This is a genomic window from Pasteurella sp. WM03, assembly GCF_004570945.1.
GTDB lineage: Bacteria > Pseudomonadota > Gammaproteobacteria > Enterobacterales > Pasteurellaceae > Rodentibacter.
Genome location: NZ_SPPO01000001.1, coordinates 249,042 through 263,230, shown reverse-complemented (window position 1 = coordinate 263,230; position 14,189 = coordinate 249,042). Strand labels below are relative to the sequence as shown.

Below are 14,189 nucleotides of genomic sequence, written 5' to 3'. Positions count from 1 at the left end.
TCAATATTTCACTCACTCATTAACTTTAACTAATGATTTTAAAAGAGAAATTATGAGCATTTTAACGAAAATTTTTGGTAGCCGTAACGACCGTATTTTACGCAAGCTAAAAAAACAAGTTGTCAAAATTAATCAATTAGAGCCCGAATTTGAAGCATTAAGTGATGATCAGCTCCGAGCCAAAACCGATGAATTTCGCCAGCGTCTAAGCGCAGGAGAAACCTTACAAAATATTCTACCTGAAGCCTTTGCTACGGTACGTGAGGCAAGCAAGCGTGTATTGGGTATGCGCCACTTTGATGTTCAGCTCATTGGGGGGATGGTGCTGACCAACCGCTGTATTGCAGAAATGCGTACCGGTGAAGGGAAAACCTTAACCGCAACCCTCCCTTGCTATTTAATTGCTCTTGAAGGAAAAGGGGTACATGTTGTGACTGTAAACGACTATCTCGCACGTCGTGATGCAGAGACCAACCGCCCATTATTTGAATTTTTAGGAATGAGCGTAGGTATCAATATCCCAGGTTTACCACCTGAAGCAAAACGAGCGGCCTATGCAGCAGATATTACTTACGCTACCAACAGTGAACTCGGCTTTGACTATTTGCGTGATAATTTAGCCCATTCAAAAGAAGAACGTTTCCAACGCTCATTGGGCTATGCATTAGTGGATGAAGTGGATTCTATTTTAATTGATGAAGCCCGTACGCCATTAATTATTTCCGGTCAAGCCGAAGATAGCTCCGAGCTTTATATCGCCGTAAACAAACTTATTCCAAATTTAATTAAACAAGAAAAAGAAGATACGGAAGAATATCAAGGTGAAGGTGATTTCACCTTAGATCTGAAATCAAAACAAGCTCACTTAACCGAACGTGGTCAGGAAAAAGTAGAAAATTGGCTCATTGAGCAAGGCTTAATGCCGGAAGGTGATTCCCTTTATTCACCTGGCCGTATCGTATTATTGCATCATATTATGGCGGCCTTACGTGCACATACCTTATTTGAACGTGATGTAGATTATATCGTGAAAGATGGCGAAATTGTGATTGTCGATGAACACACCGGGCGAACTATGGCTGGTCGCCGTTGGTCTGACGGTTTACACCAAGCCATTGAAGCTAAAGAAGGCGTGGAAATTAAGAGTGAGAACCAAACGGTTGCCTCCATTTCTTACCAAAACTATTTCCGTTTGTATGAAAAACTTGCCGGTATGACCGGAACGGCTGATACCGAAGCCTTTGAATTCCAACAAATTTATGGTTTAGAAACCGTGGTGATCCCGACAAATCGCCCGATGATTCGTGATGATCGCACAGACTTGATGTTTGAAAATGAAGAATACAAATTTAATGCCATTATTGAAGACATTAAAGATTGTGTCGCACGCCAACAACCGGTTTTAGTAGGGACAATTTCTGTTGAAAAATCGGAGGAATTGTCGAAAGCATTGGATAAAGCAGGGATTAAACACAATGTATTAAATGCGAAATTCCACCAACAGGAAGCGGAAATTGTAGCCGAAGCCGGTTATCCAGGGGCGGTTACCATTGCGACCAATATGGCAGGACGTGGTACGGATATTATTCTTGGTGGTAACTGGAAAGCACAGGCAGCCAAATTAGATAATCCGACCCAAGAACAACTTGACGCATTAAAAACAGAGTGGGAGAAAAATCACGATATCGTCATGAAAGCCGGTGGATTGCATATTATCGGTACGGAGCGTCATGAATCACGCCGTATTGACAACCAGTTACGTGGTCGTTCCGGTCGTCAGGGCGACCCGGGCTCTTCCCGTTTCTACCTTTCTTTGGAAGACGGTTTAATGCGAATTTACCTTAATGAAGGCAAACTCAACCTAATGCGTAAAGCTTTCACTGTGCCGGGTGAAGCAATGGAATCCAAAATGCTGGCAAAAGTGATCGCCTCTGCACAGGCGAAAGTGGAAGCCTTCCACTTTGATGGCCGTAAAAACCTCCTTGAGTATGACGATGTTGCCAATGATCAACGCCATGCCATTTATGAGCAACGCAATTATTTGTTGGATAATGATGATATTTCAGACACGATCAACGCAATTCGCCACGATGTGTTCAACCATGTCATCGACCAATATATCCCACCACAATCGTTAGAAGAACAATGGGATGTTAAAGGGCTTGAAGAACGTTTAGCACAAGAATTTGGTATGGCATTACCTATTGAACATTGGTTAGAAGAAGATAGTAATCTTCACGAAGAAAACCTACGTGAACGCATTATAGAAATCGCTGAAAAAGAATATAAGGAAAAAGAAGCCTTAGTGGGCGAAGAAAGTCTTCGTCATTTTGAAAAAGGGGTGATGCTACAAACGTTAGACGAGCTTTGGAAAGAGCATTTAGCCGCGATGGATTATCTTCGTCAAGGCATCCACTTACGTGGCTATGCACAAAAAGATCCGAAACAGGAGTATAAAAAGGAGTCATTCCGTATGTTTACGGAAATGTTAGATTCCTTAAAACACCATGTCATCACTACCTTAACCCGTGTTCGGGTAAGAACTCAAGAAGAAATAGAAGAAGCAGAGCGTCTCCGTCAAGAAATAGCGGAACGTGAAAGCCAAACCCATCAACCACTGGACGAAAACGGGCAACCTATACAGACAGAAGAGGATTACTCTGATCGTCGTGTAGGTCGAAATGAGCCTTGCCCTTGTGGTTCGGGTAAAAAATACAAGCATTGTCACGGTAGCCGTGCTAAATACAATTAATGGTCTAAAAGTGCGGTTGTTTTTGACCGCACTTTTTTCATCTTGGATCAAACAAATGGAAAAATCTATCATACAAGTCTCAGCCGGTATCATTCGTAATGAATTCGGACAACTCTATTTGACTCAACGTTTAGAAGGGCAGGATTTTGCTCAATCTCTTGAGTTTCCTGGGGGAAAAGTCGATGCCAATGAAACACCGGAGCAAGCCTTAAAACGTGAATTGGAAGAAGAAATTGGTATTGTCGTGTTAAATGCCGAGCTTTATGAGCGCTTTCAATTTGAATATCCCACAAAGATCATTTCATTTTTCTTTTATCTTGTCGAAGAATGGATTGGTGAACCCTTTGGTCGTGAAGGACAAGAAGGTTTTTGGATTGAACAAAAGGCATTAGATGCGGGTTTATTCCCACCGGCAAATGCTAAATTAATCCAACGATTGATTGCAGAAACAGATTAATTATAGGCAAACTTTCACCGATAAATCTGCTAATTTAGCCCATATATCAGCGCTAAATTCTTGTTTAGCCAACCGTTCAATATGGGCTAACTCTTGAATAATTTCATAAAGTTTTTGATAGGTGAATCGTTGTATCGCACTTAAAAAGAGCGGTCGGCGATTTTGCCAAACTTTGAGACGATCAAATTCTGATTTCACTTCTTGGAACGGTAGAGCCTCAGTGATACGAATAGAGTGCTGAGGTCTTGTGAGTTCAAGTAAAACAAGTAATTCTCGCTGTAAAGTGCGCAATAAAATGATCGGTTGTATCTCTTCTGCCTGTAATCCAGCCAAAATACGTTTAGCCCTATTCACTTTACCGGCAAGCAGTGCATCAATCCATTGAAAGGGCGTAAATACTGAAGATTGCTCCACAACGGCAATCACACGGTTATAAGTCAATTTATGATCAGGGTGAAGTAAATCTAAAAGCTGTAAGGCTTGTTTAAGGGCAAGCAGATTATTTTCATAGCTGTAACAAAGTTGTTGAATGGCTTCGTTATCAGCCATTAATCCCATCGCTTGAGTCCTATTTTTTACCCAACGAGGTAAATTTTCAACCGTTGGTGTTTGGCAGTTTACCAGTATTGCTTTCGGCTCATATTGATTCAATGTCAAAAACCATTCTTGTTTTTCTAAGGTTTTGGCAAGCTTTGATATCGTCAGAACCAAGAGTACATCTTCATTTAATACACTTATTAATTCTTGCAGATTTTTTTGTAAAAGTGCGGTCAAATTTTCCGGTAAATTAAGAATGAGGACTTGCTTAGTGAAAAATAACCCCATTGATTGGCAGGATTCAATCAATGTCGCCCAATCTGTTTGGCTGTCAATTTGTACCCCATTTTTTTCATCAAAACCTTGCTGAACAGCAGTTTGATAAATACTCTCCTCACTTTCAGTAAGCAGTAGCGGATCTTGCCCAACCAAGCAATAAACCTTGGCTAACCCTTGAGCAAGACGATGAGGCAATTGTTCAGGAAAAATACGATTCATTACTGATCTTTTAATTGGTTTTGTAATGCCACCATTTTAGTGATGAGCTGGCGAGCGGCTTGTTCACGCATATCATTCCAAATCACATCACGTTCCCCGGCCTTAGCCAAGGCTGCACGAGAGTTATCAAAGAAAGTGCGGTTGACTTTAGCACTGATTGGATAGGTTTTGCCATTGGCTAAACGGACACTGGCCTCCACCTCCAACATAAGGATTTTTTCCGCCTCACGCCCCCCTTTGAAAATCGAAGAAACTTCATCACTCATCGTTTGCTTATTGAGGCGTAATACCGATACGCCCTGTGTCGCATTGACAAGATGGACATCATTTGCTAAGAGTTGGCGACGCATTGCCATTGACATTTCACTATAAGGATCAGCACTCTCAAAAGTGAGAGTATGTAATTCTTGTGGAATTAATGCACCATTTTGTAAATGCCAGCCACAGGCAGTTAAAAAGAATACAAAAAGTACAACAGATTTCTTCAACATATTAAAATTTCCTGTTATGTAAAACGACAAAAAGTGTTCGCTACTCTAGCACAAACCCTTTACCATCAAAAGATATCTTTATCACATACACTGATAAAACACCTTTCCTATCCGATCAATATTTTCAACTAAATTCAGATTGGATAACTCGTGATAAATGAAGGGATCAAATAAATAAGGTGAATTTGAATCATCTAAATCCAACCAAATTTTCCTAAGTATTGAATGAGTTAAATTTTTCCCTTTAAGACAGAGATCAATATTTGATCCCTCACGATAAGTCCCTTTCGCTCTTGAACCATAAATAATGGCTTGTTCAACTTCAGGATATTTTTTTAGAATATTTTTATCATAAGTGTGAACAGTTAATTACGGCTTTCAACCATCTCTAACCATACTTCTCCATTTTGAATAAGTCCACGATTAAAAGCCAAACGTGTTTCTGCTTTTGATCCCCAAAGTTCTACTTCACCTTGATATTTCAAAATATCTTGCATAATCTCCACTAATCTTAAAATAAAGGCTCGTCAAACGAGCCTTTTATTTCATTTTACATAGGTTTTACCGCAAAACTCACCATTTTAAGTGGCACATAAATTTCTTTGACAATTTCCATACCATCAAGGAATTTAGCAACATTTTCATCTGCTTTAGCAATCGCCTTAATTTCCTGCTCAGTTGCATTGGCTGATACCGTCACCTTGCCACGTACTTTACCATTCACTTGAACAACAATGAGTTTTTCATCTTCCACCATCGCTGCTTCATCAGCTTTCACCCATTCTGCGGTGTCGATACTCTTTTCATTGCCTAAGGCATGCCATAACTCAAAGCAAATGTGCGGTGTGATTGGATAAAGCATACGCACTACCGCACTCAATGCTTCCGCCATGACCGCACGATCTTGCTCGTTATCCAATGACGCTTTGGTGAGTTTGTTCATCAACTCCATAATTGCTGCAATCGCAGTATTAAAAGTTTGGCGGCGGCCAATATCGTCACTTACTTTGGCAATGGTTTTATGCACTTCACGACGAAGGGCTTTTTGATCCGCTGAAAGTGCGGTCACATTTAATGCCGTTTTTGCTGGGTTTTGTTGGTATTGATACACCAAGTTCCACACACGACCTAAGAAACGTTTCGCTCCTTCCACACCGGATTCTTGCCATTCAAGTGTCATCTCTGCCGGAGAAGCAAACATCATAAACAAGCGAACCGTATCCGCACCGTATTTTTCTACCATCTCTTGCGGGTCGATACCATTGTTTTTCGATTTCGACATTTTGGTCATACCTGAATGCACCAGTTCACGCCCCTCTGGATCTGTTGCTTTAATAATACGACCTTTCTCATCACGTTCAAGGGTAACTTGCGTTGGGCTGACCCAGATACGTTCGTTAGTCGGGCTGGTGTAATAAAAGGCATCGGCAAGCACCATACCTTGACATAATAATTTGGTTGCCGGTTCATCGCAGGTGACAAACCCGGCATCACGCAAAAGTTTGTGGAAGAAACGGAAGTATAACAAGTGCATGGTGGCGTGCTCGATACCGCCGATATATTGATCCACCGGTAACCAGTAATTCGCTTCCTCTTTATCTAACATGGCTTCTGCAAAGGTTGGCGAGGTGTAACGGGCATAATACCAAGAAGACTCCATAAAGGTATCAAAGGTATCCGTTTCTTTTAACGCCGGTGCACCATTAAAGGTGGTTTTTGCCCAGTTTGGATCGGCTTTAATCGGGCTTTTCACCCCATCCATCACGACATTTTCAGGTAGAATAATCGGTAAATCTTCCAACGGTGCAGGCACCACATCACCATTTTCAAGAGTCAGCATTGGGATTGGTGCGCCCCAATAACGTTGGCGGGATACCCCCCAATCACGCAAGCGGTAGTTCACTTGGCGTTTTGCCACGCCCATTGCTTCCAATTTATCGGCAATGCCGTTAAATGCAGCATCAAACGCTAATCCATTAAATTCCTCAGAGTTAATCAATATACCGTGCTCAGCAAACACGGATTGGCTATAATCCCACTTGCTGCCATCAAAGGGTTCAATCACCGGTAAAATCGGTAAATCATACTTGCTGGCAAAGTCATAATCACGTGGGTCATGTGCAGGTACCGCCATGACGGCTCCCGTGCCATAGTGCATTAATACAAAATTTGCCACCCAAATTGGTATTTCTTTTCCTGTGATGGGGTGAATAGCAAACAAGCCCGTTGCCATTCCTTTTTTCTCCATCGTTGCAAGCTCTGCTTCTGCAACTTTAACATTTCTGATTTCTTGGATAAATTTTGCTAATTCAGGATTATTTTCTGCCGCCTGTGTCGCCAGCGGATGAGCCGCCGCCACGGCCATGTAAGTTACGCCGTAAAAAGTATCAGGACGAGTGGTGTAAACAGCCACCTTCTCATCGCTATCTTTTACATTAAAGGTAATTTCTACCCCTTCGGAACGTCCGATCCAGTTGCGTTGCATGGTTTTCACCATATCCGGCCATTGCGGAAGATTATCCAGACCTCCTAATAATTGCTCGGCATAATCCGTGATTTTAATAAACCATTGAGGGATTTCTTTTTGTTCCACAGGCGTATCACAACGCCAACAGCAACCTTCATGGACTTGTTCGTTGGCAAGTACGGTTTCATCATTCGGACACCAGTTTACGGTTGAGGTTTTTTTATACACTAAACCTTTTTTATAAAGCTCGGTGAAAAACCATTGTTCCCATTTGTAATATTCCGGTTTACAGGTTGCGATTTCACGATCCCAATCATAACCAAAGCCCAACATTTTGAGCTGGTTTTTCATATATTCAATATTTTCATATGTCCATTTTGCCGGCGCCGTCTTATTTTTAATTGCAGCCCCTTCCGCCGGCAAACCAAAAGCATCCCAACCAATCGGTTGCAATACATTTTTGCCGTTCATACGTTGATAACGTGAAATCACATCACCAATCGTATAGTTACGCACATGCCCCATATGCAAACGACCTGATGGATACGGGAACATAGAAAGACAATAATATTTTTCTTTATTTACATCTTTAATCGCTTTAAAGACTTTATTTTCTGCCCAGTATTGTTGAACTTTTGGCTCGATCATATCGGGACGATATTGTTCTTGCATAAAATCACCTTAAATTTTGACCGCACTTTTAGCGGCATTTTTACCCTATAAAACGCGACATAGAATACCGTAAAACAGCATAAATTGGTAGGGAGAGGATAACAAAGTACACAAGATCAACGAACAATTCAAAGATTCACCATAGTGCAAAAGCACGAGATGAAAACCAAAAGAAAGGACTGAATCCAACAACCTATCGGATTCAGTCCTTAAATAATAAGTTTAAACTTTGGAGAAAGACACTAAAGTGACTAAAACGCTTCTCCACAACGCTGTCAATAAAATGAGGCTAACAAAGCCTCATTTCTATTTACACTGAACTATACAATCTCAAATTGAGTTTGTTCAATGTTCAACCCTTTATTCAGCGTGGCAAAATGTACCGCATCTTTGATACCACTACCATCTTCATCATAGAAGAGTTTACCGCTCTCTGAATCATATTTGATATGATCGCTGATACTACCTGTTTTCAAAGCAGTGAAAATAACACTAGAAAGTACAATTTTGTCACCTGCACCAAAATCGGTGATAGTATCCACATTGCCATTGAGCGCGGTTTGGAAAACGAAAGTATCACTTCCTTCACCACCAGTAAGGGTATCGGCACCTAAGCCACCGATTAAGCGATCATTACCTGCCCCACCATTGAGAGTGTTACCAATATTATTGGCGGTAATCACATTATCCAAGCCATTACCTGAGGCACTGGTTGCGGTTGTACCAAGTAAGGTGAGGTTTTCCACATTGTCCGGTAGGACGTAATCAATATGACTGAATACCGTATCCGTTCCTTCATTTGGTAATTCAATGACCTGATCACCCGCTTGAGCGACAACATAAGTATCATCACCTGTGCCGCCATACAGCGTGTCGTCCCCCAAACCACCATCTAAGAAATCGTTACCATCTCCTCCATGGATCCTATCATTGCCTTTACCACCTTGGATATTATTATCCGCATTGTTACCTGTTAGCACATCGTCATAATCGGATCCAACCAAGTTCTCAATTTGGGTACCAAATCCAATAAACGCTTGATCTTTGGTATATTGCATGAACTCTTTCTCAGTCAAAAATATTTGCTTTCTTATTGCATCAATCGTCTCTTTAGGCACACCTTGTAATGATAATCCTGTTAGCCAAGTTTCAAGAGACTCTAATGATACCCCCTCTTTGAAAGGTAGATCATGAACAAATTGACCATTTATTGTTGTATTTTCGTCCAATCCAAAATACTGATGCTTACTAATACTTTCTTTTCCTTCAGCCACCAAAAATGCATTTAACTTATCACCACGATAAATCCATGAACCCGGTGTTAAATTCACATTAACCCCCATTTTCTCATTAGACGCATCAAAGGTATCCACTCCGGCCCCATCCCAAATATACAATGCCCCATCACTTTCTAACGCATTGTAATCTTTGAAACCATAAACATCATTACCTTTACGGGCTTCAGGATTTACGCCATAACGATAATGTAATGCCGCTAAATCAAATATGCGTGGGAAGCTATAACGAGAGACAATGGCGCCTTGTATGCCTTCAGCCACGGTTTTGTATGATTCCACGGTAAATTCTGCCGTATCTTCATAATTAAAACCATTTCGACCAGCAGAATGCTCTAATTGAAGATTATGACCAATTTCGTGAGTATTCGTATAATAGATATCAGCTTTAAGTCTAGGATTATTTTGATTTTCCTCTAATGGCGCACTATTTAGTGCAAGATGTCCACCGCTGTTAGCTATTCCACCTACCAAACCGCCATTTAAACTTTTCATAGCCGCTTTATAAATCCTTGAATCGGCTTTGTCGGCACTATCAACTTCAACAAATTTTATATTAGTATATTGCTCAATTTGTCGATAAGAGAAGCGGATAGTCTCTTTTTCTACATCTGTATAATCCGATTCATAACTTGAAATATAATTTTCTCCCTCAAGAGGCATGCTTTTAGCTTCGTCAGCTGTCATAAAATAATAACGAATAGTAAGAGGCTCTTTCGTGCCACCTACAGGATAGGAACGATTAAATCCTAAATTATTAGTAGATGACAGAATACCATCAATAAAATAAGGGAAATTATATTCCTCTTTTGTATGATCGATTTTACGCGCTGATTTTGCGAGATCTTGGTGTTGAGAAACAAACTCAGAATTGACCGCACTTGGGGTAATATAGATTTCGCTATCTGTTACCTCAATTTGTTTACCTGCAATATCCTGTGTTTTCAGTGTCGCAACAACTCGGCTATTGCCAAGGAGTTTTTCATTTTCAACATTTACTGAGAAAGTATTATCGGCTTGCACAGTCGTTTCAAGCACATCATTACCGATTTTAATATTTACAGTATCACCGGCTTTTGCACTGCCATCTACCTTACCACGAATTTCTGTTGTTTCAGCCTGCTTACCAACTGTTTCACCCTCAAGCACTTCACTATCGAATACAACATTTTTTACCTTAATTTCAGGTCTGACCCCGCCATAGAATTCACCCTTAGGCGTCATCGTATAGCTACCATCGTCATTTTTTGTTAAATCGTAAACCACTTCAAATAAATTAATAGGATCGTTATCTGAAATCATGGTATAAGGCAATTCTGCTTGTGTTTTTCGGTTCAAGAAGTTAATACTTACCGTTTGACCATTTAACGCCGCCAATTCTGAATTTGGGATATCGATATAGAATGACTTGTTCTTACCGTCAAATCCCGTCGTATAAGTCTTATCACCGATTACAATATTCACGGCCCGAATCATTCTTGCATTTTGCCCTAAAGCATAAAGACCATCGAATTCAACAGTTCCACTAATACGGCTGGTTTGAGCCAATTCTGTATTGAATGCATTACCAATATGCGTAATATCAATGCTTGCACTTAGATTTGGATCAACATCATAATTTCGGCTCACTGAACCTTCAGCCGAATTTCCTGCCTGATCAGTTACAGAAACATTAGCAGAGACGGTACGATTTTCGATTAATGTTCGACCCTCTACCTCAGTACTGAAACGCCCATTTGTCACGACGGCTGTAGTTTGATATGAACCAATGACAATATTCACTACGGTACCATCTATCGCATCTGTCACACTTCCTTTTATAAGCACCTTCTCTTTGGCTTCCGTTACATTTAAGAAGTCATCATTGGCAATAGGATCAAGGACAATCACTGGCTGAGAAATATGCAAATCCACATCATAGGCTTTAGTTGTTGTGACACTAGCAGAATTTCCTGCTTCATCCTGCGTTGTTAGGGTTGCTTTAACTTCACGATCAGCAACGAGTTTACTTGCATCAACCTCAAGACTAAACTCACCTTGTGCAGATAGCTGAGTCGAACCAATCACCTGTTCGCCTACACTTAATGTCACAACATCATTGACATTAAACTCACCCTTTGCACTACCGGAAAGAGTAATCTTTCCTTTGCTTTCTTGAATATTGATAATGTTATCATCAGTCAAATCATTTAGGCTGAGTGTCACTGTTGGTGGGGTAATATCAACCGAATAATCTTGAGATTTGCTAGCAGAAGCGGTATTACCAATCAAATTTCGAGCGAACGCCTCAACACTAACCTGTTTATCTTCTGAGTCAATAAGATCACCACCAAAGGCATTTAGGGTCCATTTATTCCCTGTTATCACAGCAGATTCGTTACGCTGACCAAAACGTACCTCAACCTTTTCAACGATGACATTCTCTTCAAAACTGATTGTTCCGCTTAACACTAAGCCACTTTCTGCATTGTCCAAGTTTAGAATCTTACCCTGATTGATCGGATCAATCGTAACATCTAATTTTGGTGGTTCCACATCCACAATATAATCTTTTTCCACCTGAGCAGAAACTACATTGCCTATTGTATCTCTCACCTCAACACTTGCGGTGATTTTGGTATTGGCAGCTAAGATAGAACCGTCAATATCCTTACTAAAAGCATTACTTTTCACCTTAGTGGTTACTGTTTCTGCGCCAATTTGAATACGAATCAACGTATCATCCGGTACATTTTCCGTTGTACCGGACAAATTAATCACCGATTCGCGCTCTGCCTGATTGATAACATTATCTTCCGTTACATTATTTAAGGTCATGTTAGGCTGTTTCAGCTCTGGTTGAGTAGGCTCTTCAGGCTCCGGTTGAACTGGTTCTTCCGGTTCTGGTTGAGCAGGCTCTTCCGGCTCCGGTTGAACTGGTTCTTCCGGTTCTGGTTGAGCAGGCTCTTCAGGCTCCGGTTGAACTGGTTCTTCCGGTTCTGGTTTAGCAGGCTCTTCAGGTTCTGGTTGAGCAGGTTCTTCCGGTTCTGGTTGAGCCGGTTCTTCCGGTTTTGGTTGAGTGGGTTCTTCCGGTTCTGGTTGAACTGGCTCTTCCGGTTCTGGTTGAACAGGATTTTCCGGCTCCGGTTGAACCGGCTCTTCAGGTTCTGGTGGAACAGGATTTTCTGGCTCCGGTTGAACTGGCTCTTCTGGCTCTGGTTGAACAGGATTTTCCGGCTCCGGTTGAACCGGCTCTTCCGGTTCTGGTTGAACAGGATTTTCCGGCTCCGGTTGAACCGGCTCTTCCGGTTCTGGTTGAACAGGATTTTCCGGCTCCGGTTGAGCAGGATTTTCCGGCTCCGGTTGAGCAGGTTTTTCAGGTTCTGGTTGAACCGGTTCTTCCGGTTCTGGCTGAGCAGGTTTTTCAGGTTCTGGTTGAACCGGATCTTCAGGTTCTGGTTGAACTGGCTCTTCCGGTTCTGGTTGAACAGGATTTTCCGGCTCTGATTGAACAGGATTTTCCGGCTCTGGTTGAACCGGCTCTTCGGGCTCTGGTTGAACAGGATTTTCTGGCTCTGGTTGAACCGGCTCTTCCGGTTCTGGTTGAACAGGATTTTCCGGCTCCGGTTGAGCAGGTTTTTCAGGTTCTGGTTGAACCGGTTCTTCCGGTTCTGGCTGAGCAGGTTTTTCAGGTTCTGGTTGAGCTGGTTCTTCCGGCTCTGGCTGAGCAGGTTCTTCCGGTTCTGGTTGAACTGGCTCTTCCTGCTCTGGCTGAGCAGGTTTTTCCGGTTCTGGTTGAGCAGGCTCTTCTGGCTCTGGTTGAGCAGGTTTTTCAGGTTCTGGTTGAGCCGGCTCTTCTGGTTCTGGTTGATCCGGTTCTTCTGGCTCTGGTTGAGCTGGATTTTCCGGCTCTGGTTGAACCGGCTCTTCAGGTTCTGGTGGAACAGGATTTTCCGGTTCTGGTTGATCCGGCTCTTCCGGCTCTGGCTGAGCAGGTTTTTCAGGTTCTGGTTGAACAGGTTCTTCTGGTTTAATTGGAGTTTCTACTTCTTCTTTTGATTGCTGTAAGCTTGGCTTGATTAATGATCCTTTATGTTTATTTGACGTAGCAGCAGCCACCCCAGCAATACCCACAGCCCCTAATCCCCAAATTGCTAAATTTTTCATCGAGGGTGAAATCACTTCACTAGCAAGAATTGATTGAGAGTAAAAGGCTGCCTGCGAAGCATTTTCAGCCGTTGCAAAAGTCGCATTGATCTCTGCTAAATAAGTCTTACTCTCAATAGGATAAGCAGACTGATAGTTGTCTAAAATTAAGTTTGGCGTATCACCTTCAACATAGATCTTTAAATCACCATCAATCAGTTCTGATTTCACTTCTTGAATAAGTTGACCATTCTCATCAAATAGTTGATATTGGGTATCTGGTTGAGCAGCTAAGTGGAGAGTTTCAGTGGTTGAAAGAGTAATTTCTATTACTTCGCCGTGATGAACGACACGCAGAGAGTTTGCCATTTGGATTCCTTTTAATATATAGGCAGGTATAAATTCTGCGCGATTTTATCAGTAAAAAATATTAAAAAGAAGTTATCGAATCTGTTTTTAATAATCAATAGTAGATTTCTATTGATTGTTAATTAAAACCTGATCTAAGTCGGATTTTAAACTAAGTCTAACTCAGCCCTTAAAATTGCGATTGATAGCCTACATCCTCTCGCATTAGCATTAGCATTAGCATTAGCATTAGCATTAGCATTAGCATTAGCAGAGTATCATTAAAACTCATATTAAAGAGGGCAGGCAAAAAATCGCTTACAATTTAGAATAGAAGAAATACTATTTACAAAAAAGATGAAAATCATATTGTTAAATATAGGTGAACTCTTCAAATCAAAGATTTTCTATCAACTTTATGTTTAACGAATAACGAGTATACAAAAATCCTTTCTTTTGACAATCGGTAACTGACCATTTAAATTTAGTAAGATAAAAAGAATAAATTAATCAAAAAACATAGATAAAACTATATTTTGAATACAAC

8 protein-coding genes are annotated in these 14,189 nt (G+C 41.2%); 2 read left to right on the top strand and 6 right to left on the bottom strand.

Features of this window, described 5'->3' with window-relative positions:
* Positions 1 to 52: 52 nt before the first annotated feature.
* A complete protein-coding gene (secA, locus tag E4T92_RS01275; protein WP_135093114.1) occupies positions 53 to 2,752 on the top strand; it encodes a preprotein translocase subunit SecA in 2,700 nt (899 codons plus the stop codon).
* 55 nt (positions 2,753 to 2,807) lie between these two features.
* Complete coding sequence (gene mutT, locus E4T92_RS01270) at positions 2,808 to 3,209, top strand: 8-oxo-dGTP diphosphatase MutT (protein WP_077541751.1); 402 nt, start codon at positions 2,808 to 2,810, stop codon at positions 3,207 to 3,209.
* On the opposite strand, the gene holA is transcribed toward mutT, so the two are convergent.
* The 6 genes from holA to E4T92_RS01245 form a co-directional block, all read right to left on the bottom strand.
* Positions 3,210 to 4,244 (bottom strand): DNA polymerase III subunit delta, encoded by a 1,035-nt coding sequence (gene holA / locus E4T92_RS01265; protein WP_135093113.1) that lies wholly within the window; start codon positions 4,242 to 4,244, stop codon positions 3,210 to 3,212.
* The gene (gene lptE, locus E4T92_RS01260; protein WP_135093112.1) at positions 4,244 to 4,735 is read right to left on the bottom strand and encodes an LPS assembly lipoprotein LptE; all 492 of its coding nucleotides are present in this window, start codon (positions 4,733 to 4,735) and stop codon (positions 4,244 to 4,246) included. Before lptE ends, holA begins: the two co-directional genes overlap by 1 nt.
* 81 nt (positions 4,736 to 4,816) lie before the next feature.
* A complete protein-coding gene (locus tag E4T92_RS01255; protein ID WP_245232420.1) occupies positions 4,817 to 5,041 on the bottom strand; it encodes a nucleotidyltransferase domain-containing protein in 225 nt (74 codons plus the stop codon).
* A 59-nt stretch (positions 5,042 to 5,100) separates the two neighbouring features.
* Positions 5,101 to 5,232: a nucleotidyltransferase substrate binding protein gene (locus tag E4T92_RS11135; protein WP_228063519.1), complete on the bottom strand. Its 132-nt coding sequence runs from the start codon at positions 5,230 to 5,232 to the stop codon at positions 5,101 to 5,103.
* A 53-nt stretch (positions 5,233 to 5,285) separates the two neighbouring features.
* A complete protein-coding gene (gene leuS / locus E4T92_RS01250) occupies positions 5,286 to 7,874 on the bottom strand; it encodes a leucine--tRNA ligase (RefSeq protein WP_135093111.1) in 2,589 nt (862 codons plus the stop codon).
* Between the two features lie 320 nt (positions 7,875 to 8,194).
* Positions 8,195 to 13,663, bottom strand: coding sequence for an Ig-like domain-containing protein (locus E4T92_RS01245; protein ID WP_135093110.1), 5,469 nt, complete (start codon positions 13,661 to 13,663; stop codon positions 8,195 to 8,197).
* Positions 13,664 to 14,189: the final 526 nt, after the last annotated feature.